This window comes from Amycolatopsis sp. NPDC003676, assembly GCF_053587275.1.
This window is the reverse complement of the sequence record NZ_JBSFNS010000017.1, coordinates 24,331-47,470: the sequence shown is the minus strand read 5'-3', so window position 1 is coordinate 47,470 and position 23,140 is coordinate 24,331. Positions and strand designations below refer to the sequence as shown.

At 69.4% G+C, this 23,140-nt stretch carries 22 protein-coding genes and 1 pseudogene; 15 read left to right on the top strand and 8 right to left on the bottom strand.

Annotation, left to right across the window (positions count from 1 at the left end; translation table 11 throughout):
• Positions 1–112: 112 nt before the first annotated feature.
• Genes ACWDNU_RS13870 through ACWDNU_RS13860 form a run of 3 tightly spaced genes read left to right on the top strand, consistent with a single transcriptional unit; the run spans position 113 to position 2,382 of the window.
• Positions 113–646: a hypothetical protein gene (locus ACWDNU_RS13870; RefSeq protein WP_370933669.1), complete on the top strand. Its 534-nt coding sequence runs from the start codon at positions 113–115 to the stop codon at positions 644–646.
• A gap of 39 nt (positions 647–685) precedes the next feature.
• On the top strand, positions 686–1,291 hold the full coding sequence (locus ACWDNU_RS13865; RefSeq protein ID WP_449669067.1) for an RNA polymerase sigma factor: 606 nt from the start codon (positions 686–688) through the stop codon (positions 1,289–1,291).
• Positions 1,288–2,382, top strand: a complete 1,095-nt coding sequence (locus tag ACWDNU_RS13860) for a hypothetical protein (protein WP_449669066.1) — start codon at positions 1,288–1,290, stop codon at positions 2,380–2,382. The genes ACWDNU_RS13865 and ACWDNU_RS13860 overlap by 4 nt, the downstream gene beginning before the upstream one ends.
• On the opposite strand, the gene radA is transcribed toward ACWDNU_RS13860, so the two are convergent.
• Both radA and ACWDNU_RS13850 read right to left on the bottom strand, forming a co-directional pair.
• Positions 2,383–3,744 carry a DNA repair protein RadA gene (gene radA / locus ACWDNU_RS13855; RefSeq protein WP_370933666.1) on the bottom strand — a complete coding sequence of 454 codons (1,362 nt, stop codon included), beginning with the start codon at positions 3,742–3,744 and terminating at the stop codon, positions 2,383–2,385. It abuts the gene before it with no gap.
• A gap of 44 nt (positions 3,745–3,788) precedes the next feature.
• Complete coding sequence (locus ACWDNU_RS13850; RefSeq protein WP_449669065.1) at positions 3,789–4,481, bottom strand: hypothetical protein; 693 nt, start codon at positions 4,479–4,481, stop codon at positions 3,789–3,791.
• Positions 4,482–4,755: 274 nt separating this feature from the next.
• Here ACWDNU_RS13850 and ACWDNU_RS13845 point away from each other — a divergent pair, with 274 nt between their 5' ends.
• The 5 genes from ACWDNU_RS13845 (at position 4,756) to ACWDNU_RS13825 (ending at position 10,099) form a co-directional block, all read left to right on the top strand.
• Positions 4,756–5,247 (top strand): CarD family transcriptional regulator, encoded by a 492-nt coding sequence (locus tag ACWDNU_RS13845; RefSeq protein WP_009084200.1) that lies wholly within the window; start codon positions 4,756–4,758, stop codon positions 5,245–5,247.
• 55 nt (positions 5,248–5,302) lie between these two features.
• Positions 5,303–5,959 (top strand): IspD/TarI family cytidylyltransferase, encoded by a 657-nt coding sequence (locus ACWDNU_RS13840; protein ID WP_449669064.1) that lies wholly within the window; start codon positions 5,303–5,305, stop codon positions 5,957–5,959.
• Between the two features lie 5 nt (positions 5,960–5,964).
• Positions 5,965–6,429 (top strand): 2-C-methyl-D-erythritol 2,4-cyclodiphosphate synthase, encoded by a 465-nt coding sequence (gene ispF, locus ACWDNU_RS13835; RefSeq protein ID WP_344266674.1) that lies wholly within the window; start codon positions 5,965–5,967, stop codon positions 6,427–6,429.
• Between the two features lie 203 nt (positions 6,430–6,632).
• Positions 6,633–8,630 (top strand): hypothetical protein, encoded by a 1,998-nt coding sequence (locus ACWDNU_RS13830; protein WP_449669063.1) that lies wholly within the window; start codon positions 6,633–6,635, stop codon positions 8,628–8,630.
• Positions 8,627–10,099 carry a hypothetical protein gene (locus ACWDNU_RS13825; RefSeq protein WP_449669062.1) on the top strand — a complete coding sequence of 491 codons (1,473 nt, stop codon included), beginning with the start codon at positions 8,627–8,629 and terminating at the stop codon, positions 10,097–10,099. Before ACWDNU_RS13830 ends, ACWDNU_RS13825 begins: the two co-directional genes overlap by 4 nt.
• Positions 10,100–10,163: 64 nt before the next feature.
• On the opposite strand, the pseudogene ACWDNU_RS13820 reads toward ACWDNU_RS13825, so the two are convergent.
• A pseudogene (locus ACWDNU_RS13820) lies at positions 10,164–10,508 on the bottom strand (2'-5' RNA ligase family protein); the annotation flags it as partial.
• An 89-nt stretch (positions 10,509–10,597) separates the two neighbouring features.
• Between ACWDNU_RS13820 and ACWDNU_RS13815 the strand changes: the two are divergent.
• From ACWDNU_RS13815 to ACWDNU_RS13785, 7 genes are all read left to right on the top strand, one after another.
• The gene (locus tag ACWDNU_RS13815) at positions 10,598–11,284 is read left to right on the top strand and encodes an HAD family hydrolase (RefSeq protein WP_370933660.1); all 687 of its coding nucleotides are present in this window, start codon (positions 10,598–10,600) and stop codon (positions 11,282–11,284) included.
• Between the two features lie 44 nt (positions 11,285–11,328).
• Complete coding sequence (gene cysS / locus ACWDNU_RS13810; protein WP_370933659.1) at positions 11,329–12,714, top strand: cysteine--tRNA ligase; 1,386 nt, start codon at positions 11,329–11,331, stop codon at positions 12,712–12,714.
• A 31-nt stretch (positions 12,715–12,745) separates the two neighbouring features.
• On the top strand, positions 12,746–13,702 hold the full coding sequence (rlmB, locus tag ACWDNU_RS13805) for a 23S rRNA (guanosine(2251)-2'-O)-methyltransferase RlmB (RefSeq protein ID WP_370933658.1): 957 nt from the start codon (positions 12,746–12,748) through the stop codon (positions 13,700–13,702).
• 36 nt (positions 13,703–13,738) lie between these two features.
• Positions 13,739–14,410, top strand: coding sequence for a TetR/AcrR family transcriptional regulator (locus ACWDNU_RS13800; RefSeq protein WP_449669061.1), 672 nt, complete (start codon positions 13,739–13,741; stop codon positions 14,408–14,410).
• Positions 14,411–14,913: 503 nt separating this feature from the next.
• On the top strand, positions 14,914–16,347 hold the full coding sequence (locus ACWDNU_RS13795) for an MBOAT family O-acyltransferase (RefSeq protein ID WP_370933656.1): 1,434 nt from the start codon (positions 14,914–14,916) through the stop codon (positions 16,345–16,347).
• Between the two features lie 255 nt (positions 16,348–16,602).
• Positions 16,603–16,968 carry a hypothetical protein gene (locus ACWDNU_RS13790; protein ID WP_449669060.1) on the top strand — a complete coding sequence of 122 codons (366 nt, stop codon included), beginning with the start codon at positions 16,603–16,605 and terminating at the stop codon, positions 16,966–16,968.
• Between the two features lie 36 nt (positions 16,969–17,004).
• Positions 17,005–17,802 (top strand): hypothetical protein, encoded by a 798-nt coding sequence (locus ACWDNU_RS13785; protein WP_449669058.1) that lies wholly within the window; start codon positions 17,005–17,007, stop codon positions 17,800–17,802.
• A gap of 4 nt (positions 17,803–17,806) precedes the next feature.
• Here the strand turns inward: ACWDNU_RS13785 and ACWDNU_RS13780 are convergent, their stop codons facing one another.
• Genes ACWDNU_RS13780 through ACWDNU_RS13760 form a run of 5 tightly spaced genes read right to left on the bottom strand, consistent with a single transcriptional unit; the run spans position 17,807 to position 23,137 of the window.
• Positions 17,807–18,457: a class II aldolase/adducin family protein gene (locus ACWDNU_RS13780; RefSeq protein ID WP_449669057.1), complete on the bottom strand. Its 651-nt coding sequence runs from the start codon at positions 18,455–18,457 to the stop codon at positions 17,807–17,809.
• The gene (locus ACWDNU_RS13775) at positions 18,458–19,906 is read right to left on the bottom strand and encodes an FGGY family carbohydrate kinase (protein ID WP_449669056.1); all 1,449 of its coding nucleotides are present in this window, start codon (positions 19,904–19,906) and stop codon (positions 18,458–18,460) included.
• Positions 19,903–20,943, bottom strand: coding sequence for a 2-hydroxyacid dehydrogenase (locus tag ACWDNU_RS13770; RefSeq protein ID WP_449669055.1), 1,041 nt, complete (start codon positions 20,941–20,943; stop codon positions 19,903–19,905). Before ACWDNU_RS13770 ends, ACWDNU_RS13775 begins: the two co-directional genes overlap by 4 nt.
• A gap of 53 nt (positions 20,944–20,996) precedes the next feature.
• The gene (locus tag ACWDNU_RS13765) at positions 20,997–21,452 is read right to left on the bottom strand and encodes a ribose-5-phosphate isomerase (RefSeq protein WP_067576815.1); all 456 of its coding nucleotides are present in this window, start codon (positions 21,450–21,452) and stop codon (positions 20,997–20,999) included.
• A complete protein-coding gene (locus ACWDNU_RS13760; RefSeq protein WP_449669054.1) occupies positions 21,452–23,137 on the bottom strand; it encodes a dihydroxyacetone kinase family protein in 1,686 nt (561 codons plus the stop codon). The genes ACWDNU_RS13765 and ACWDNU_RS13760 overlap by 1 nt, the downstream gene beginning before the upstream one ends.
• Between the last annotated feature and the right edge of the window lie 3 nt (positions 23,138–23,140).

Genomic DNA, 23,140 nt, shown 5'->3' with positions numbered 1-23,140 from the left:
ACGCCTCGGTGACAAGTGCCGTGAAGGCCGCCTTGCCGGAATCGCATTCCGTTAAGGTGGTCTTCACGAGCATTTGCACGTTCGTTCGGGTTGCCGGCGCGGAGGTGATGCGGTGAAGCAGTACTACGGGCAGCAGTCCGCGGAGTACGCCCCGCTGCCGCCGCTGTTCGCCGCCCGGGTGCGCGTCGCTTCCGTGGTCGTCGGGGTCGCGCTGGCGATCGGCACGCTGCTCGTTTTCGGCATCACCGCGCTCGTGAACCGTCCGCTGCACGGGCACAGCCTGCCGAGCGGCCTGCTCGGTCTCGCCGCCCTGCTGCTGCCGCTGCTGTCCGTGCTCGCCATCGCCGTCGTGGTGCTGTCCGCACGCCGCTGCTTGCAAGGCGACTATCTGGTGATCGCCCGGGCTCGCAGCACGCGCGCGGCGCTCACCACCTGCTTCACGCTGCTGTCGGTCAGCTGCCTGATCGCGCTCGGGGTGTCCGCGCTGGTGGATCTCTGGGGAAACCACGGCAAGCTCGGCTTCACCGAGCTGCTCGCGACGTTCTCGAATTTCGCCATCGGCCTGATCGGCTACAGCGCCGGGCTCTGGTTCGTCCGGCCGTCGGTGAGCACGCTGGAGAAGTTCAGCGACCACCCCATCTGGTAACGCCGTGAACGCTCGCCGGCCGTGCGGGCAAGAACAGGTATGCAGGTGACCCATGACGGTCCCGAGCCGGTGTCGACCGGCCCGCAGGACCGCCCCGACCTGGGCGGCCCCGATCCCGCCCCGGCGTTCGGGCGGCTGTTCGACGCGCACGCGGCGACCATGCACCGCTACCTCGCGCGCCGCGTCGGCCCGGACACGGCGCACGACCTCGTCGCCGAGACGTTCCTGGTCGCGCTGCGCCGGCGGGAGTCTTATCAGCCGGAACTGGGCACCGCACGCTCGTGGCTGTACGGGATCGCGACGAACCTGCTGCGCCACCACGTCCGCAGCGAAACCCGGGCACTGCGAGCCACCGCGCGGCTCGCGAATTCCGGCGACCGCGGCCACGGCGGGCACGACACCCGGGTCGCCGAGCAGGTGGACGCGCAGGCCCGCACGGCACAGCTGGCCGGTGCGCTCGCCAAGCTGAGCGTCGCCGACCGCGACACGCTGCTGCTGGTCTCGTGGGCCGGGCTGGAACCGGTCGAAGTCGCCGAGGCACTCGGCATCCCGCCGGGCACCGTGCGGTCGAGGCTGCACCGGATCCGCAGATGGCTGCGCACCAACGCAGCCGCATCGAGCCGCGAGGAGGCGAAGGAACAGTGAACGACGACACCGTGCGGCATCTGTGGTCCGATGCCGAACTCGACGAGGCCCTCGCCGCACTGCATCCGCACGAGGCCGCCACCGACCGCGCCGAACTCGACCGGGCCCGCGCGAGCATGATGCGGGCCGCCGCGGCCGTGAGTGAATCCGACGAACCCGTTGTCCCGCAACGGAAACAGCGCTCCGGCGCGTGGCGATGGATCGCGGTCGCCGCGGCGGTCGCGCTCGTCACCGGCGGCGTGGTCGTGGTCCGGGAACTCGCCAGCGCGCCGTCGACGCTGGCTCCCGCGGGCCCAGGTTCCCCGGCGGACCGCCGCGAAGCGGGCGCGCCGTTCACCCACCTCGTGACCAAGTACAGCCGCACCGCGTTGGTGAACGGGACCAGTGTGTTCAGGGTTCGGGACCAGGTGGACCTGTGGATCCCGGCCGACCCGACCGGAATCTGGAAACGCCGCTGGACCCGGGCCGAACCGCCGACGCTGCTCGGCGGGGAGCCCCGGGACAGCGCGAAATTGCCCGGGCCGTCCCAGGCCGAGCAGTCCGCGCCCGGCGGGCGGTTCACGCCCGACTTCCGCGTTCCCAGCGGAGATTCACCCGCCGGCACTGTGGGCTGGTCCCTGCCGACCCCGGAATTCGTCGCGAGCCTGCCAACCGACCCCAACAGCCTGGCCAATCGCCTCCTGAAGGACCGAATCCCTCCGGCGCTGTCGCCCATCGGCGACGGACCACTGCCACAGCCGTTGGCTTATGGCACTCCGAAGGTCCCTAGCCGCATCAGCTATCCGTCGGCGACCGGGATGATCCTGAACGTGCTCGCTTCCGGGTACGCGTCGCGCGAGCTGCGGCTCGCCTTCATGAAAGCGATGGACGACCCGGCGCTCGGCTTCCAGCGGGTGCAGACCGGTCCGGACTTCACACAGTACGCGGTGCCCACCGGCCCGTACAAAATGCTCGTCTCAGTCGACGCGACGCGGCTTCAGCTCACCGACATCCAGGTGCTCTCCACGAGCACCGTCACCGGCTTCGCGCCCGGCACCTTGGTCAGCTCCGCCCAGTTCTCCTCCGAGACGACCGACCGGCCGGGAGACTGATCATTTCGCGTGGTTCGCCGCGTTGAGCGCGCTCGCCACGTCGGGTACCTCCAGCACACGGATGCCGTCCGGGAGCTTGCCGGAATCCGGCGGCACCAACGCGTGCGTGAAACCCAGCCGCGCCGCCTCGGCCAGTCGGCGGGCGACGTTCGGCACCCGCCGGATCTCGCCCGCCAGCCCGACCTCGCCCACCGCTACCAATCGCGGTGACAGGGCCACGTCGTGCAGCGACGAGGTCAGCGCGAGCACCAGCGCCAGGTCGATGGCGGGCTCGGTGATCTTCATGCCGCCGACCGTGGCGACGTAGACGTCCTTGTCGCCCAGCTTCATCCGGCCGCGTTTTTCCATCACGGCGAGCACCATGGCGATCCGTGCCGCGTCGAGGCCGCTCACCGCGCGGCGTGGCTGCGGCATGCCGCTGCTCGACACCAGCGCCTGCACCTCGCCCAGCAACGGCCGTTTTCCTTCGACCGCGACGGTGACCGCGGTGCCCGGCACCGGCTCCGCCGTCCGGCTCAGGAACAGCCCGGACGGGTCGGGCACGCCGACGATGCCTTCCTCGGTGAGCTCGAAACAGCCGATCTCGTCCGCCGCGCCGAACCGGTTCTTGATGCCGCGCACCATCCGCAGCGTCGAATGCTTGTCGCCCTCGAATTGCAGCACCACGTCCACCAGGTGCTCCAGCACGCGCGGACCGGCGACCGAACCGTCCTTCGTGACATGTCCCACGAGCACGACCGGCAGCCCGCGTTCCTTGGCGAGCGCGACAAGCCCGGAGGTGACCGCGCGGACCTGCGTGACACCGCCCGGCGAGCCCTCGACCTGCGGCGACGCCATGGTCTGGACCGAATCGACGATCAGCACGCCCGGCTTCACCGCGTCGACGTGCCCGAGGATCGCGGACAGATCGCTCTCCGCGGCGAGGTACATCTCACCGTGCACGTTGCCGGTGCGCTCGGCGCGCAGCCGGACCTGCCCCGCCGATTCCTCGCCCGTGACGTACAGCGAACGCCCGGCCGTGACCGCCCATTGGTAGGCGACTTCGAGCAGCAGCGTGGATTTGCCGACCCCGGGTTCGCCCGCCAGCAGCGCGACCGCGCCGGGCACCAGCCCGCCGCCGAGCACGCGGTCCAGCTCCGGCACGCCGGTGGCCTTCGCCCGGGCCGCCTCGACGTCGACCTCGGCGATCGGCCGCGCGGGCGCGCTCGGCGCTCCGGCGGCCACCCGCGCGATCGCCGGTTTCGCGGAGCCGCGCTCCTCGAGCGTGCCCCACGCCTGGCATTCCGGGCAGCGGCCGAGCCACTTCGCCGTTTCGTACCCGCATTCCGCGCACCGGTGGACGGTGTTGGTCTTCTTCACCACGCCGGCAGGCTATCGGCGGGCACCGACAGAAATCGCGGCGGCGATCAGGAACGCGGGTGCGCCGGCGCGGCGACCGGCAGCTCGACCACGATCGGGCCGGCGTTCTGGAAGGTGAAGGTGACCTTGATCGTCGCGCCCGGCCACAGCGGCTGCTTGAGGCCCTGCAGGACGACCTTGCCGGTGCCGAGCTGGCTCGCCGCGCCGCCGTTCTCGCCCGCCTGCGGCGTGTTCGACGCCGAGTTGGGGGCCGAGTTCGACGCGCTGTTCGAGGCGGAGCCCGGAGCCGAGCTGGGCGCGCCGTTGGCGGCCGAGTTGGTCTCCGAAGCCGGCGTGCTGTTCGCCGATTCCGGCTGCGCCGGGGCACCCTGCTCGACCGCGTCGGCCGGGCCGATCACGAGCGAGTGGCCGGCGACGATCGCCGAGTCGCCGGAGATCTGCGCGGGGCCGGAAGCGCCTTCGGAGGTCACCGAGACGAGCTTGTCGTCCTTCTGGCCCTGGTTGATCACGGTGAGCGTGAGCGGGGCGGGCGAACCGGCCGCGTAGCCGGGGCCCTGCGCCGGGTACTGCACCGCGACGTTGCGCAGCACGATCGTCTTCACCTGGGCGTAGGTGCCGTTGACGGCGGGCTGCTGGGTGTCGGTCTGAGTGATCTGACCGGCTCCGCAACCGGCGAGCACGAGTGCGGCGCCGAGCGCCGACACGCCTGCGCCGAGCACGCGGCGATTCTGCAGCCTCACGTCAGAGTCCTTCCCTTTCACGGCCTCGTCCTTCCCGAAGACTAGCCGGGCGCTTCTCCGCGCGCGGAACCGGTGTGCGTTCCCGGCCGATCGACTGTCCACAAAGGATCCCACGGCACTGGTCGAGGTGCTCGTGGCTCACCTGCATGAGCACGGCGAAAACCGGTTTGTCAAGCCCTGCCCAGGCCGCTGACCTGCGACGACGATCCCGGGTCGCTAGGTGGCCGCCGACGGGCCGTGATAGGATGGAGTCAGCGAAAGGGGCAGAGGACACATGGTTTTCAAGGTCGGAGAGACCGTCGTCTACCCGCACCACGGTGCCGCACTCATCGAAGCGATCGAGACCCGCGTGATCAAGGGCGAGGAAAAGAAGTACCTCGTCCTCAAAGTCGCGCAAGGGGATCTTACGGTTCGCGTGCCCGCTGACAACGCCGAGATCGTCGGCGTACGCGATGTCGTCGGGCAAGAAGGACTGGACAAGGTCTTCGATGTTCTGCGTGCTCCGCACACCGAAGAGCCCACGAACTGGTCTCGTCGGTACAAGGCCAACCTGGAGAAGCTCGCCTCGGGCGATGTGAACAAGGTGGCCGAAGTGGTGCGCGACCTCTGGCGGCGAGAAAAGGACCGCGGACTTTCAGCCGGCGAGAAACGCATGCTGGCGAAGGCACGGCAAATCCTGGTCAGCGAGCTCGCGCTCGCGGAGGGCACCGACGAGGGCAAGGCGGAAACGCTCCTCGACGAGGTTCTAGAGACCGCGACGGTCTGACCCCGGGTCCTCCGGTTCGCCGCCGAGGCAACCGGTTCCCTACGATCACGACCTGATGAACCCACAGGTGCTCAGTGTCGCGTTCGTGACTGTCGCGCACCGTCCGGCCGATCCCGAGTTCGCGCTCACGTCGGTCGGTGGTGCAGCACTACTCACGCACACCGTGCGGGGGCTGCTCGGCACACCGGAAATCGATCTGGTGGTCGCCGCAGCCCCCGAGCGGTGTGCGAAGTCGTTTTCCGAGGCTCTTGGCGGCCTCGAGTGCCGGGTCGTTCCCGGCGCATCGCTCCGGCAGGCATTCGCCGCCGTCGAGCCGCTTCTTTCCCCCGGCGCCGTCGTGCTGGTGCACGACGCGCTCCGGGCGTTCACTCCACAACGGACGGTCCGCCACGTGCTGGCCGCGGTCCAGGAAGGCGCGCCCGTCGCGGTTCCGGTGCTGCCGATGTCCGACACGGTGAAAACCACTGACGAGAACGGAATTGTCACCGCCACGGTGGATCGCGACGGTCTCCGCAGCGCACAAACCCCGGTTGGTTTTTCCCTTTCCGCATTCCGTTCCGCGCTCGCCGATTCCGCCGACCCCGGTCTCGCCGACACCGCCGGCGCGGCCACCGTCCCCGGCGATCCGGACGCGATGCGCGTCGCGAGCGCCTTCGAACTGACCCTCGCCGAGGCGCTCGTCGCAGGCGGAGACCGAGAGGACCCCCTGTGACCGATCTGCGGGTAGGCAACGGCGTCGACGTCCATCCTGTCGAACCGGGCCGGGAATGCTGGATGGCCGGCTTGCAGTGGCCCGGAGTCGACGGCTGTGCGGGCCACTCGGACGGCGACGTCGCGGCGCACGCCCTGTGCGACGCCCTGCTGTCCGCGGCCGGTCTCGGCGATCTCGGGGCGGTATTCGGCACCGGCGATCCGCGCATGGACGGCGCGCACGGCACCGACATGCTCGTCGAGGTGCGCGCGTTGCTGCGGGCCGAGGGCTGGCAGGTAGCCAACGCGACCGTCCAGGTCATCGGCAACCACCCGCGGATCGGGAAGCGGCGCGACGAGGCGCAGCAGGTGCTGAGCGACGCGATCGGCGGGCCGGTGAGCGTCTCGGGAACGACGTCGGACGGGCTCGGCCTCACCGGACGCGGTGAGGGCATCGCGGCGGTCGCGACCGCACTGCTGGTGCGCGGCTGAGCGAAATGCGCTCGCGCGGGAAATCGTGATATTCCATTTTCCCCGATCCTTGACCAGCGAGAACAACACGGTCCGGTAAAACGATCTTCGTCGATCGGGCAAAGATCTCCGCTAACTTCTGCGCGAGTACCCGCGGCTCATTATAGTTATTCCGCGACGTTTGCGGCGGCATGGAGCGGGGCCGCCCGGGCCAAAGGGGGACGATGCCCGTCGATGCGCATCGATTGTCCGGAGTACGTTCGATCACCGGAAGGCTGGTCGAAGAACTGCTGAGCCGTCCGGGAGGACAGAGCAGACCGTTGCCGATCGCGGTGGCGCTAGGCGTGCGCGGCTCCGGGAAGTCGGCGCTGCTGGAGGAATTGCGCACCCGGTGCGAGGACATCCCGCACGCGCTCGTCGATTTCGAGCGGCGCGACTGGGAGCAGATTCAGCCGCGGGAACTGTTAGGCCACTTGGCGTTTGATCTCGGCCGGCAATGGCGGCAATTCGGCCGTATCGCGTTTCCCCGGCTGTGGCTATGCATGCTCGTGCTCAGCGCGCCGGTGGAACTCGGCGACCGCAGGGCCGCGCTGCGCAAGCTCCGGGACCTGATCGCGAAAAACCAGCCGCTGGAACGCAATCGCGACGCGATCGTGGACGTCGTCAAGCTCGTCGGCGGCGTCACGTCCGGCAACAGCCTCCCCGGCTGGAACGAGGCGACCGAACTGCTGCTGCGCGGGCTCAGCTGGTACGACCGGCGGCGGCTGATGGGCAAGGTCAAGGCCATGCCGACCGGGCACGGCAATCACCAGGACTTCCTGATCGAGATCGCCAAGCACGCGCACGGCGACGAGGACGACCGGGCGGCGGTCGACGCGATCATCTGCGACGCGTTCCTCGCCGACCTGCGCCGCGCGTACTCCGGCCTCTCCGGCACCCGCCGGACGATGAATTGCCTGGTATTGCTGGACAACGCGCACACGAAGGGCGGGCAGGACTTCTTGCGCGCGCTCGCCGAATCGCGCAGGCACACGCCGGACGAGGCCGATCCGCTCGTGGTGATCGCGACGAGCCGGACATGGAATCCGGACTGGGGCGAAAGCTGGTCGATGGTCACCGCGCATCCTGGCAGCGACCGGGAAATCCGCCGCAACCCCGAGCATCGGACGAGCGGTCTCGAATGGCCGGTGCCGCGGCTGCCCGCGCACGTGGAGACCGATTGGATCCCCGGCCAGCCGGACAACCGCTGGTCCCCGTGGTACCTGCTGGAACTCGGCACGCTGTCCAGCGGCGACGTCGTCGATGTCGCCGCCGCGCACGACGTGCACCCGACGTCGCGGCTGCCGCGGTTCCTGTCCCGGCTCACCGACGGGCATCCCGGCGCGGTGCGGGAACTGCTGCACACTCTCGCCGCGCGCTACGAGCCGGCCAACCCGAACACGTTGCGGGAAGCCTTGTACACCAAGGTAACCGCGGAAGACGGCAGTGATTCCACTTTGCTCGCCGAGATGTGCGACTACCTGCTGCAGGACTTTTCGACCGCGAGCCGCCAGGAACTCGTCACCGCGAGCGCCGCGGTCGACGTGGAAATGCTGTTCCACAAGGAAATTCTCGATCTGCGCAATCCGATGGGCGAGGGCCCGCTGTTCAAACAGCTCGCCGATCAGCTGTGGCTGCGGGCGGATCCGGACGATCCGTCGCGCTACGTCCTGCACCCGTGGCTGCGCCGGTTGCTGCTGCGGAAGCTGGCTACGCGCGCCGACGATCACCCGTTGAGCTGGGAGAAGGTGCACACGCGCTGCCGCGATTTCTACGAGAAGAACGGCCGGGTCGCCGCCGCGCGCTACCACGATCTGGCGCTCGAAAACGTCGACGCGGTCGTCACGCACCTGTGCAAGCCGCTCGCCGCGGCGCACGCCGAGTTCGACGTGCCGACCGCGGAAGCGTGGCTCGCCGAACTGGACACGATCACCGCCGCGCCCAACCGCCTTGTCGAGAACGCGGATCCGTACACGCAGGTGCAGCAGCACGTCGGGGAATGGGAAGGCGAACTGGAGACGACGGTGGCGTGGCTGGTCGCTTCGCTGTGGCTGGCGCGCGATCCGCTCGGTGACCCGGGCGGCACCCTCAACGCCACGATCGAGAGCGGATTCCACCATCTGGCCCAAGGCCGGGGACGAGGATCGATGCTGCTGCACGAGCGAGCGGAGCGCTACCGATGACGCAACGGATCAAACCGCCGCGGCCGACGTGGGCGAAATGGCTGTGGGGCGGCGGCGCGGTGCTGCTGGTCGTGGTCATCGTCGTCGCGGCGTTCGTCGTGGTCCCGGCGATCAGCGAGGCGAATCGCACGTGCGGTACCGGCGTCGAGGAGCGGGGTGAGAATTCCGAATGCATCGGCACGACTGACGGCGAATTCGTGTTCTCTCCCGACCTCGCGGATGTGGAAAACAGAATTCATCAGGAAAATACCGAAACCGTCAGCTCCGGCAAACCGTACGTGACCATCGCGGTGCTGCTGCCGATGACGCTCACCGACCACGACATTCTCTCCCCCGAATGGGTGCGGCATCAGCTCGAAGGGGCGTATGTCGCACAGCACCGGGCCAACAAAACGCAGTCGTGGGGCAGCGTGCCGCTCATCCGGCTGCTGCTCGCGAACCCCGGCAGCCAGCTCAAACAGTGGGAGCCGGTGGTCGACGACCTGATCGGGCGCACCGGAGCGGACCGGATCGTGGGCGTGACCGGGATCGGGCTGAGCCTCGACACCGCGCGCAGCGCCATCCAGAAGCTGTCCGACCACCGCGTCCCGGTCGTCGCGTCGCATCTGGCCGCCGACGAGTTCTCGCAGATCCCCGGGTTCCTGCGGGTGTCCCCGACCAGCTCGACCTACGGCAGTTCGATGGCCGGCTACGTGAAGCCGACCGCGCACACCGCCACCGTCGTGCAGGACCAGAACCCCGGCGACCTGTACCCGAAGACGCTGGCCACGGCGTTCACCAAGACGTTCGCCGACGCCACGCACCGGATCGTCGGGCGCACCGAGTCCTACGACTCCAGCCTGCCCGGGATCGAGAACACGTTCCTGCAGATGATGCCCAATATCTGCGGCGACAACCCGGACGTCGTCTACTTCGCCGGCCGCGAGGACCATCTGAAGTCGTTCGTCGCGCAGCTCGCCCAGCGGCCGTGCCTCGACAAGCACCTGACCGTGCTGACCGGCGACCTCGCCCAGGTCGGCCCGCCCGGTCCGGAAATGCGCCGCGGCCTCCAGGCGAACGTCACCGTGCTCGCGCCCGGGCTCGCGCACCCGCAGGCCTGGCGCGACCATCCGGAGTCGTTCAACAAGGCGGCCGTCGCGAGCTTCGAAGAACCAGGGTGCGACGGCTGTTTCACCGCGGTCTTCCCCCGGGAGCGGCTGGACGACGGCATCGCGATCCTGGCGCACGACGCGGTGCTGACCGTGGTCTGGGCCATCCGGGGGATCCCGCGGGTGTCTCCGGAGCAGGTCACCGCGCAAGATGTGCTGCAGGCCAGGAACCGGTTGCACGGCCAGTCCGCGGTACCGGGAGCGAGCGGCATGATCTCGTTCGACGACCGCGGCGACCCGGTGAACAAGGCGGTGCCGATCCTGAAGGTCCGGCTCGACGCGACGCCGGAATTCGTGGAGCTGTACGTCCCGGCTGGATGACCGCCGGCCTCGGACCGGCTACGCATCGGATCAGCTCGGTATGGGCGCCGCCATACGGCGGGTACTCGGGGAACCTGCGCCATACCAGCTCGATCAACGCCCGGAAGGGCTCGGCCGGGTCAGGAGCCAGCCACGCAACGTCCTTCCCGAACCAGGAAACCCGCGAGAACGTGCACTCGAATGAGCTGGCCGTCGTCAGCACCTCGCGCAAGTCTTCGACCACAGCCTCGGTGATCAGGTCCGGCGGGACGAACGGGTAAACGACCGTGACGTGCGCCGGAACACCCCACGCGGCCGAGCGGTCCAGGACTTCTCGATAGGCGCCCGCGACCGCGTCCGCGGCCGGCACCGGCACGATCACCGCCGTCTCGGTCGCGCCCGCCAGATTGTTCAGACGCACCTCGGTCATCAGACCACGCTCGCACAGAAAGGCGCGAAGGTGAGCCGGGCACCACAAACGGGCGGCATCGCACCCGGAGTGCCCGATAGGGTTGGCGCGTGGCCATCAACGCGGTGTTGTTCGATTTCTCCGGCACTCTTTTCCGCCTTGAGCAGCAGGACGGCTGGCTCGACGACGTACGCGACGACGACGGTTCGGCGCTGGACGTCGAAGCACAGACCGAGCTGATGCGGCGGATGACCGCGCCGGTCGAGCAGTCCGTCGAACTGGACGAGGAGCACCTGCACGCCTGGCACAACCGCGACCGCGACCCGGAGCTGCACCGGAAGGTGTACCTGGAGGTCCTGCGGCTGTCCGGCGTGCCCCGGCGCGACCAGGCCGAGGCGCTGTACGCGCAGCTCATCGCGCCTGACCAGTGGACGCCGTACCCGGACACCGAAGCCGCACTGAAGGCAGTCGCGAGCAGCGGGCGCAAGGCGGGCGTGCTGAGCAACATCGCGTTCGACATCCGGCCCGCGTTCGGCCAGCGCGGCTGGGACGCGCACGTCGCCGAGTTCACTCTGTCCTTCGAGGTCGGAGCGGTGAAACCGGAGCCGGAGATCTTCCAGGCGGCGATCGAGCGGCTCGGCGTGCGAGCCGAGGAGACGCTGATGGTCGGCGACAGCGAGGAGGCCGACGGCGGTGCCCGTGCGCTGGGCTGCCAGTTCGCCCTGGTCGACCCGCTGCCCACCGCGCAGCGGCCGGACGCGCTGCTAGGCGTGCTGCGGGAGCACGGCGTGCTCTGACGTCCTGCGACGTCTCCCACAGTGCTCCCGGTACCCTTTACCTCGTGGCTTTGCACCTGTACGACACCGCGACCCGTGCCCCCCGGGAGTTCTCTCCCGTCCGCAGCGGAACGGCGTCGATCTACGTGTGTGGCGCCACCGTGCAGGGAGTACCGCATATCGGGCACGTCCGCGGCATGCTGAATTACGACGTGCTCCGCCGCTGGCTGCTCCACAGTGGACTGGACGTGCTGCTGGTCCGCAACGTCACCGACATCGACGACAAGATTCTCACCAAGGCCGCCGACGCCGGACGGCCGTGGTGGGAATGGGCGGCGACGCACGAGCGTGCGTTCGAGAAGGCGTACGAGGATCTCGGCTGCCTTCCGCCGTCTGTCACGCCGCGCGCGACCGGGCACGTCACGCAGATGGTCCAGCTGATGGAGCGGCTGATCGAAGCCGGGCACGCGTACGCCGTCGACGGCGACGTCTACTTCTCGGTGAAGTCGTTCCCGGAGTACGGCGCGCTGTCGGGCCAGCAGCTCGACGAGGTCCAGCAGGGCGAGACGCCCACCCGCGGCAAGCGTGATTCGCGCGACTTCACGCTGTGGAAGAGCGCGAAGCCGGGCGAGCCGTCGTGGCCGACGCCGTGGGGCGACGGGCGGCCTGGCTGGCACCTGGAGTGCTCGGCGATGGCGACCAACTACCTCGGCGCCGAGTTCGACATCCACGGCGGCGGCGTCGACCTGGTGTTCCCGCACCACGAGAACGAGCGCGCGCAGTCGAACGCGGCCGGCGACGGGTTCGCCCGCTACTGGCTGCACAACGCGTGGGTGACCATGTCCGGCGAGAAGATGTCGAAGTCGCTGGGCAACACGGTCGCGATCCCGGCGATGCTGGAGCGCTACCGTGCGCCCGAACTGCGCTACTACCTGGTGCAGCCGCACTACCGGTCCACGGTCGAGTACTCCGAGGGCGCGGTTTCCGAAGCCGCGCAGGGCTACCGGCGGATCGAGGCGTTCCTGCGGCGGGCGGAGTCGGCCGGCGCGGTTTCCGTGGGCGAGGTTCCGGCGGAGTTCGCCGCGGCGATGGACGACGACCTGGCCACCCCGGCCGCGTTCGCCGTGGTGCACAACACGGTCCGCGACGGTAACGCCGCCCTCGACGGCGGCGACACCACGAAGGCACTCGAATTGGCCGGCACGGTCCGCGGGATGACCGGCGTGCTCGGCATCGACCCGCTGTCGCCGGACTGGGCGGACGGCGGCTCGGACACTCCCGTCCGCGACGCGCTGGGCACGCTCGTGGAAGCCCTGCTGGCCGAACGCCAGGAGGCCCGTGCGGCGAAGGACTTCGCCCGCGCGGACGCCGCCCGCGACCGTCTCGTGGCGGCGGGGATCGCGGTGGAAGACACCCCGAACGGTCCGCAATGGACAGTCAGGAACTCCTGACTTCCTTCGCGGCAGCAGAGATTGAGGATTCATGGCAGGCAACTCACAGCGCAAAGGTGCCATCCGCAAGACCGGCACCAAGAAGGGCGCCGTCGTCGGTTCGGGCGGGCAGCGGCGCAAGGCGCTCGAGGGCAAGGGCCCGACCCCGAAGGCCGAGGACCGGCCCGGGCACAAGGCGTACCGCGCTGCCAACGCCGCCAATAAGCGTGACCAGGCCCGGCAGAAGAAGGCCGACCGGCCGGAGCTGATCGCCGGCCGCAACCCGGTCGTCGAGGCGCTGCGCGCGGACGTGCCGGGCACTGCGCTGTACGTCGCGCTCAACATCGACATCGACGACCGGGTCAACGAGGCCGTCCGGCTCGCGGGCGACAAGGGCATCTCGATCCTGGAGATCCCGCGCGAGGAGCTGGACCGCAAGACCAACCGCGCGATGCACCAGGGCCTCGGCCTGCAGGTGCCGCCGTTCGAGTACGCGCATCCCGACGACCTGATGCAGGCCGCGCGCGACTCGGGCAACACCCCGCTGTTCGTCGCGCTCGACGGCGTCACCGACCCGCGCAACCTGGGCGCGGTGATCCGGTCGGCCGCGGCCTTCGGTGCGCAGGGTGTCCTGCTGCCGGAACGCCGCAGCGCCGGAATGACCGCGGTCGCATGGCGCACGAGCGCTGGTACCGCGGCGAAGCTGCCGATCGCCGTCGCGACGAACCTCACCCGCCAGCTGCGCGCGTGGGCTTCGAAGGGCCTGATGATCGTCGGCCTCGACGCGGACGGCACGGTCGACATCGACGCCCTCGACCTGGCAGCGGACCCGCTGGTCATCGTGCTCGGCTCGGAAGGCCGCGGTCTTTCCCGCCTGGTCCGCGAGACCTGCGACGCGACGGTCTCGATCCCGATGGCCGCCGGTGTCGAGTCGTTGAACGCCTCAGTCGCCGCTGGCGTGCTGCTGGCCGAGGTCGCTCGCCGCCGCCGGATCGCCGGACGCATCTGATTTCACTGGAATCACTGGCCTGTTATCGTCGATAACATGCCCGACGACGCCCGCGCCCGCATCATCAAGGCCGCCCTGGACCTGCTGTCCACCGGCGGCCCCGACGCGGTGTCGACCCGTGCAGTGAGCTCAGCGGCAGGCGCCCAGCCGCCAACGATCTATCGGTTGTTCAGCGACAAGGACGGCCTGCTGGACGCCATCACCGTCCAGGGCTACGCCGACTACCTAGAGGCGAAAACAGCCCAGCCCCCCGCGGAGGACCCACTGGAGGACTTGCGACGGGGCTGGGACCAGCACCTGGAGTTCGGCCTGGCTAATCCGGCTTTGTACCTGCTGATGACCACCCGTCCTGGTCCTTCTCCGGCCCTGAAGAAGTCGCTGGAGATCCTCGAGGCGCGAGTCAGCCGCATCGCTTCAGCCGGACGGCTCCGGGTGCCCGAACCGCTCGCCGCCGCTTTGATCCACGCCGCCGGTTCCGGGGCGACGTTGAGCCTGATCTCGACGCCCCCGGATTCCCGCGACCTTGCGGTATCCGTCGCGGCCCGGGAAGCGGTGATCGCGGCGATCAGCACGGATCGCCCGGTGTCCCGAACGCCCGGCCCCGCCGCGGCGGCGATGGCGTTGCGGGCGGTGTTGCCGCAGGTGTCGGGGTTGAGCGAGGCGGAGAAGACGTTGATGGGCGAGTGGTTGGGGCGGATCACCGACTGAGGGCGCCAGGACGCTCGCCGCTCTTCTGGTCCTCTGGCTGAGGCAGTTCTCGCGCGCTGCCGTTCTCGCGCGCTGCCGTTTCGCGGCCTCAACTGCCGTCGTATCTGCACGGCCGCCGCCCCTCCGCTCAGCCGCGCCAACCGCCGCCCCGCGCTCCCGCATCGTGCGGCCATTACCTTGCCGTTCTGCCGCACCTCGCACTCCCGCGCCGCACACCCTTCCGCTCCGCCGCACCTCGCACGCCCGCGCCGCACTTCCGCCACTTCCTCGCTCCCCCGCACCAACCGGCCGCCTCGCTCACGCGCCTCGCGCTGCCGCATCACACGCCCGCCCACTTCCCCGTTCCTCCGCACCAACCGGCCGCCCCTCGCGCCGTCGCGAGGGGCGAAATCCTCCCAAATCCGTCACCCTCAGTGATTCGTGCTGTGATCCGTCGGGCATCGCCCCGCGGAGCCACCCGCTCGGGCTAAGGTCTCCTCCGGAACCGAGGGGGTCCGTCACCGATGTCGTTCGTTTCGCCGCTGTTCTTGTGGTACTTCATGCCCGCGGTGCTGATCGCGGTCCTGGCGTGCCCGCGCAGCTGGCGCAACGGCATCGTCGCGGTCGCGAGCCTGCTGTTCTACACGATCGGCGCCGGCCCGTACCTGTTCCTGCTGCTGCTCTGCATGGCGGTGAACTTCCTGGCCGGCCCGGCGCTCGAGCCCAGCCCGTGGGACGTCCGCGGCAAGCGCCGGAAGCGGATCCTGATCGGCGTCATCACGCTCGACGTGCTCGTGCTCGTCATCTGGAAGTACGCAGGTTTCGCGACGCAGCAGATCGCGGCCGTCGCGCACTGGTTCGGCGGCGACATGGGCGTCGCGAACATCGTGGTGCCGATCGGCATTTCCTTCTACACCTTCCACCACATCTCGTACGTGGTGGACATCTACCGCGGCGAGCGGCACGCGCTGCGCAACCCGGTGTCGTTCGCCGCGTACATCGCGATGTTCCCGCAGCTCGTGGCGGGTCCCATCGTGCGGTACCGGGAGATCGCCGACCAGCTTCCGCAACGGCGTTCGCACCGCTTGGACGACATCGCCGCGGGTTTCCCGAGGTTCGCGCTGGGCCTGTGCAAGAAGTCGATCATCGCCGATTCGCTCAGCCCGATGGTCGAAGCCTGCTTCTCGACCCCGGCCAACCAGATGACGTTCACGACGGCCTGGCTCGGCGCGATCGGCTACACCCTGCAGTTGTTCTTCGACTTCTCCGGCTACTCGGACATGGCGATCGGCCTGGGCCGCATGCTCGGCTTCCGGCTGCCGGAGAACTTCGCCCGCCCGTACTCATCGGTGACGATCACGGAGTTCTGGCGCCGCTGGCACATGTCGCTGTCGCGCTGGTTCCGCGACTACGTCTACATCCCGCTGGGCGGGAACCGTTCCGGTGCCGGGAAAACCTACCGGAACCTGTCGATCGTCTTCGTGCTGACGGGTTTCTGGCACGGCGCGCAATGGACGTTCCTGATCTGGGGCTGCTACCACGGCGCACTCCTGGTCATCGAACGCCGCTTCAACCTCGGCGACTCCCCGGCCGGTCCGGCAGCCCGCATCGCCCGCCGAGTGCTGACGCTGATCCTCGTGGTGTTCGGCTGGGTCTTCTTCCGCTCAGCCGACCTCGGCCACGCGTTGTCGATGATCGGCCACATGCTGATCCCCGACTTCGGCGGCCTCGGCGACGTCGTGGAAAGCGCGCTGACGAACCAACGACTGGTGATCCTGCTGCTGGCGCTGATCGTGTTCATCCTCCCGGCGCACCCGGTGACCGGCCCGCTGCTGGAATCGTCCCGAAGCCGCGGAGCGACGGCGCTGCGGATCGGGGTCATGACGGTGGGGCTGGTTTACGCGGCGATCCTGGTGGCTACCGGGACTTTCAGCCCGTTCCTGTACTACCAGTTCTGATCTCGCCTTACTGCGCTGCGGCAGAATGGCGGACATGCTTCCGATCTCAAGGGGAAATGCCGCGTAAGCCGCCGGGCGCAGTGCGCGCTGGGTTACGGACGCGCGCGGCTTGACGACGAGTGCCGCCGGAGGACGCTCCCGGATCCCGGCGCGGATCCCGACGAGCTGTGGTGGCGCAGACGCTGGCGAGAACGCTGAGGCAGCCCGTACGCCGAGGGTAAACTTCGCCCGTTGCCTACCGGGAGGCCCGGAACGATGACCGACCAGACCGAGCCGCCAGATTTGGCTTCCACTCCGAACGTGATCCCGTACGTCGACCCGCACAATGGGCCTCGGCGGTTGCTCACGATCGATATTTCCACGCATATTTTCCACGCCGGCGCGTACATCCCGTTCGTGGGGATCGACGGCCGGCAGTACGTCGTTTCCTGGGGCGCGGTGTCGTTCGAGATTCCCGCTGACCGCAACGTGCACGTCAGCGTGCACCTGCAGAGCAACGGCGGGGCCGGTTACACGCCGTCGCCGTTCGCGTCGATCATTTTGTACCCGAATCCGTTGCCGCAACGGCTGGCTACGCAGTTCGCACGGGCGGGCATGGGGGCGCTCGTCCCGCTACCGTAAGAGGACCACGGAGGGGGAAGTATGGGTTATCCCGGTATGCCCGGACCAACCAAACAGGCGCGAAACCTTGCTCTGGTGCTCGCCGGAGTGCTCGGGCTCAGCGAGATAGTCGTGCTGTGGGCCGAAGCCGCGACCATGATCAATCATGGTTGGGACAGCGGCAGCTACGTGCATCCGCTGCTGGCTGTGCTGAGTATCGCGGTGCTGCCTGGAGCGGCATTGCTCGCGACGCGAGGTCTCCGCCCGGCGCGTTTTCTCGTGGTGCCCGCGGTTCTGCAGGCGGTGGTGGCCATTGTTTCGCTGTCGCGTTTGCTCTCGCGGCACGTGCTTGCCGTCGTGGAACTTCAGACGGGCATCGCGGCTGTCGTCGCCGGGCTGACGGCGATCGCGATGCTGCTGCCTCCGGTCGCCAAGGTTCTTCCGGGCGCACAACCTGCCGGAACGGGCCACGGTCCGGCGGCTTGGACGGCACCGCAGCTCCCGCCGCAGGGATACGCCGGGCAGGTCCCACCAGCCGGGTACGCACCTCAGCCGGGAGCCGCGTATCCGGGCCAGCCCGGGTTTCCGGGTCAGCCCGGGGCTCCGGGTCAGCCCGGGGCTCCGGCACAGCCCGGGTTTCCTATGCAACCCGGATCTTCACCGCAGCCCTGGACTCCTGCTCAGGCTGGGTACCCGATGCCGCCGCCCGCGCCGGGGAATCCCTTGCCGCAGAACGGTTACCCGGCGGCACCAGCCACTCCACCGCCTGGATACCCGCCCCAGCCTGGGTATCCGCCCCAGCCCGGGTATCCGCCGGGCCAAGGCGGCCAAGGCGGACCGCCGCCCTCGCAATGATCAGTCAGCGTTGGCCGTATCCCTTCAGCTTCTCCACCACATGCTCGATTTCCGCTGGCGGCAACAAACCCGGGCTACCAGCGGAACGGGCCACCAGCCACACCTGGCACACCCATTCCAATTGCTGAGCACGGCTATACGCACTCGACAACGAGTCGCCGTAAGTGATCGTGCCGTGGTTCGCCAGGAGGCAGCCTCGGCGATCGGCCAAGGCCTCCAGCATGGCGTCGGCAAGCTCGGTGGTGCCGTAGGTCGAGTACGGGGCCACACGGGCGGTAGGGCCAATGGCCGCGAGCATGTAGTGGATCGGTGGGACTTCGGTGACCAAAGTGGACACTGCGGTGGCGTGGACTGAATGCGTGTGCACCACCGCGTTCACCGGGGCGGACTCCGGATCGACGGCCCGGGTGTACACGGCCAGATGCATCGGGAGTTCGCTCGTCGGCTTCAGGGAACCGTCCTCGGGGTTGCCGTCGAGGTCCACTACGGGGATGTCGGCGGGCGTGAGGGCGGCGTAGTCGACGCCGGTCGGGGTGACGGCGACCAGGTCGCCTGCCCGCGCGGACACGTTGCCCGACGTGCCGACGACCAAGCCGTCCGCGGTCAGGCGGCGGGCGTACTCGCACACTGCGGCACGCTCGTTCTCCAGGATCATTCACAGCCTCCACAGTCCGCGCGCGGCAGACAGGGAAGCCTGGTAGTCGGCGTAACCGCGCTCGTAATCAGCCACATTTTCGGGCCGGGCCTCGACCGTTCGCGAGTTCGCGGCCCAGCGATCCCGATCGTACGGCCTTCCCAGCGCGTCCGCGGCAGTGAGCACAGCACCGCGGGCGCCGACGCCGGGGTCGCTCGGGATCACGACCGGACGGCCGAGTACATCGGCGAAAATCTGCAGCCATTCGGGCGAGCGGACTCCTCCGCCGCAGGCATAGAGCTGCCCCGACAGGCCGGCGGCTTCAAAGCAATGCCGTGCGGCGTAAGCGATCGACTCGCAGAGCGCCCGCACCAGATCGGCCCGGCCGGTTTCCAGGCTCAGCCCGGAGAATTGTGCGCGCGCTCCGGCGTCGACGAACGGCGCGCGTTCGCCGGATACCGAAAGGAACGGCAGGGCACGTACCCCGCGAGCGCCTGGCTTGCTGCTCGCCAGCAGCGGGTCGATTTCCTCGACGCTGATGCCCAGCAATTCGCAGGCCCAATCGATGCCTGCCGTACCGACCATCGCTGGCATCGCGTGCAGGTATTCGTGCTCGTCGGGCGTGCACAGGAACATGCCCGCCGGTTCCGCTTCAGGGTCGAAAGCGGGATCAGCAGTGAGCACCTGGCAGGCGAGCGTGGTGCCTGCGGTGAGGATTCCGTCGCCCGGTTTCCGTACGCCAGCCCCGATTGCGCTGGCCGGCAGGTCGAAAGGCCCTGCGGTGACCGGCAGTCCTACTGGCAGCCCGAGCAAATCGGCACCGCGCCGGTCGAGGCGGAAGACCGACTTCGCCGGGGCCGGTTTCGCGAACAGGGAACGGCGATGGCCCAGACCGCAGGCCTCGATCGCACCATCGTCGTAGCTGCGGGTGGCCGGGTTCAAGAACGGCAGCGAGGCATCCGAAACGTCGACCGTGATCTCGCCGGTGAGCCGCTGCAGCACCGCGTCGACGCAGTATCCGGCCACCGCGGCGCGGTCGAGCACCTCCGGCTCATGAGTGTCCAAATAGGACATGATGGCCGCGGTGCAGCCGGGGAACATGCCGGAACCGGTGCGGCGGAAGACTTCCGCAGTCACGCCGTCAGCCTGCCATTTCGCGAGCACCGTGTTCGCCCGGCCATCGAGCCACGAGATGGCCGGGTGCACCGCGGCGCCCGTCTCGTCGCGGAGCCAGAGCCCGTCGCCCTGTCCGGTCAACGCCAACGCGGACACCGGTTCGGGCAGCGCGGCCGCGACCTCGCGCACCACCGTCGCGACCGTGCCGACGACCTGGTCGAGATCCTGCTCGACCCGGCCGCCCGAAAGGTGGTGCACCTCGGACGGCGTGCACGCGCTCGCGATGGAGCTGCCGTCCTCGTCGAACACCACGGCCTTGGTGAGCGACGTCCCGATGTCGACCCCGACTATCACGGCCGTCGCTCCAGCACCTCAGGATTCGCGAGGTTGGCGAGCTGCTCGCCGCGCGCGTACCGGCCGACCTCCGCGGCGACGATCGCGGCCGCCCGCTCAGCGGTCTGCCTGCTCGCGCCGGCGAGGTGCGGGGTCGCGATCACGTTGGGCGCATCGCGCAGCGCCCAGTCCGCCGGCGGCGGCTCGACGTCGTAGACGTCCAGCGCGAGCGCGCCGAGCCGACCGGAACGCAGAGCCTCGGGCAGCGGCGCGTAGTCGAGCAGGCCGCCGCGGGCGGTGTTCACGAGGACCGCGCCCTCCGGCAGAAGGTCGAGTTTACTCGCGTTGATGAGGTGCCGGGTCTCCTCGGTGAGCCGTGCGTGCAGGCTCACGACGCGACTCTGCCGGAGCAGCTCGTCCAGCTCGACAAGCTGTGCGCCATCGGCCTCGACCGCGGCACGGTCGGCGTACGGGTCAGCCACCAGGACGTTCGCCCCGAACGCGACGAGCACCTTGGTGACCCGGGACCCGATCGCGCCGTATCCGACGAGGCCGACGGTGGTACCGCCCAGCTCTAGCCCGGCCTGGTCGTAGGCGTAGTAGTCGCCGCGCCAGGTACCGGCGAGCAGTTCCGCCGAGGACGTCGAGATCCGCCGCATCGCGGCGAGGATCATGCCGACGGCGAACTCGGCCGCCGCGCCCGCGTTGCGACCCGGCGCGTAGGTGACGGCGACGCCCGCCTCGGTGGCGGCGGTGAGGTCGACGTTCACCGGCCCGCCTCGGCACACCGACACGAGCTTGAGCTCCGGTGCGGCGGCGAAGACCTTTTTGGTGAACGGAGCCATCTGCGTGACGACGGCCTCGGCACCGGCGAGTGCCTCGATCACCTGGTCTTCGGTACCGCTGGCCTCCAGCACGTTGCCGACCGGCCCGAACGGCTCGACCGGCCACGGCAGCGTCAGCTCGGCGACCTCGTGGTCGCCGCCGAGTTCCGCGCGGACGGCTCCGGCCAGCAGGCCGGGGCTGACGAAGTGGTCTCCCGCAGCGAGAATGTGCAACTCTGCTCCCTCACTCGCTCTGTGCCGATTGTGCGCCACGACGGACGCCTTGGTCAGTGGGCGTTCTCGTATTCGGTGATGTGCGCGACCTTGGTCGCGCTGGCCGACGCCGGGTCGAAGCGGTATCCGACCCATTCGGCCACGATCTTCTTCGCCACCTCAGGGCCGATCGCGCGGGCCCCGAAGGTGATCACCTGGCAGTCGTTCGATTTGATCGACCGCTCGGCGGAGTACGAATCGTGCGCGACCGTCGCCCGCACGCCGGGAACCTTGTTCGCCGAGATCGCCATGCCGATGCCGGTGCCGCACACGAGGACGCCGCGGTCTGCTTCGCCGCGGGCGATCGCTTCCGCCGCGGCCAGCCCCAGCAACGGGTACGCCCGGTCGTCCGCCGCGTCCGGCACGCCGAGGTCGGTCACCTCGGTGACCCGTTCGTCGGCCTGCAGCAGGTCGCGCAGCTGATTCTTCAGTTCGACCCCGGCGTTGTCCGCCGCCACCACGATGCGCATCAGTCAGCGCTCCTTTCCAGCTCCTCGCCGACAGCCGTGACCAGCAGCGAGAACGACACCGCACCCGGGTCCGAATGGCCCTCGCTCCGTTGCGCGAGCCGCGCGGCGCGTCCCTTTGTCGGACGCAAGTGCGCGGTCTCCCGCGCGGCTACGACAGCCGCTCCAGCGGCTTTCCGCCATGCCTGAACTACTTCCGAGCCCGTCTGCTCTCGCAGCGTGGCCCGGAACGGCTCGATCGCGTCGAGCATCGTCTTGTCGCCCGGTTCGGCCTTACCCAGCTCGCAGAACGCCCGAACCGCACCGTCGACCGCGTCGGCGAGCATCGCCGTGGTGATGTCCTCGGCGGCCACGCCGCTCAGACCGGCTCCGGTTTCCGCCAGCAGCACGCCGTACAACGCACCCGAGGCACCGCCAGCCGCATCGGCGAACGCTGTCCCGGCGGCCAGCAGCGCACCGGAAACCGTGTCCGGTTCACGCCGAGCGGCTGCGACAGCGGCACGCATTCCGCGAGTCATGCCGAGCCCGTGGTCTCCGTCCGCGGCCACCGCGTCGAGCCTGCCCAGTTCGGCTTCGTTCTCCTCGATGCTGCGCAAAGCCGCGGTGAGAACCCGGTCGACCACGCTGGCCCCCGGAGCCTCCTCGGTCAGCAATTCGTCCACTGTGGACTCAAGCTCGACCGTGGCCAGTTCGGCGCCGCTGGTGCGATAGCCCGGGGTGTCGCACGGCGCGGCGTACAGCTCGGCCAATTCGTCGTCCAGCACCAGGATCGACAGCGAAACCCCGGCCATGTCGAGCGACGTGACGAACTCCCCGACCTCGGAGTGCACGGGGCTGAGCCCGGCCTGGGCGAGCCGTTCGTGCACGCGGGTGTAGGTGACGAACATTTCCTCGTATTTGGTGCGGCCGAGCCCGTTCACCAGCACGACCACCCGGCCGTCACCCTCGGGAAGCTCGGGCAGGAGGCCGTCGACCAGTTCGTCCGCCAGCTCCGCCGCGGACAACCGGCCCACCGTGCGCACACCCGGTTCGCCGTGAATTCCGAGGCCCAGCTCCATTTCCTGGTCCGCGACGGTGAACAGGGGCGCGTCCGCACCGGGCAGCGTGCAGCCGCCGAACGCGACGCCGAACGTCCGCGTGCGAGCGTTCGCTTTCGCCGCGACCTCGTGCACCGCGTCGAGGCGGTAACCGCGCTCCGCCGCCGCGCCCGCGATCTTGAAGACGAGGAAATCGCCTGCCACGCCCCTGCGGCGCTCCGGTTCGGTCGCCGGACCGCTCGCGATGTCGTCGGTGACCAGGATGGTGCGGCTCGGGATGCCCTCCGCCGCCAGCCTGCGGGCGGCGAGTCCGAAGTGGAGCACGTCGCCTTGGTAATTGCCGAAGCCGAAGAGGACGCCAGCGCCGTTGTCCGCCGCCCGCGCCGTGCGGTAGACCTGCTCGGCGCTCGGGCTCGTGAACACGTCTCCGACCACCGCGCCGTCCGCGAGGCCAGGGCCGACGAGACCGGCGAACGCCGGGTAGTGCCCGCAACCGCCGCCGATCACGACCGCGACCTTCGGGCTCTCCGGAGCCTCGCGGCGAACGACGCCGTAGGCATCCGGCACCTTCTGCACCGTGCGGCCGTACGCGGTGACGAACCCGTCCAGCCACTGCCGCTTGAACGTGTCCGGGGAACCCAAGGTGGTCATGGT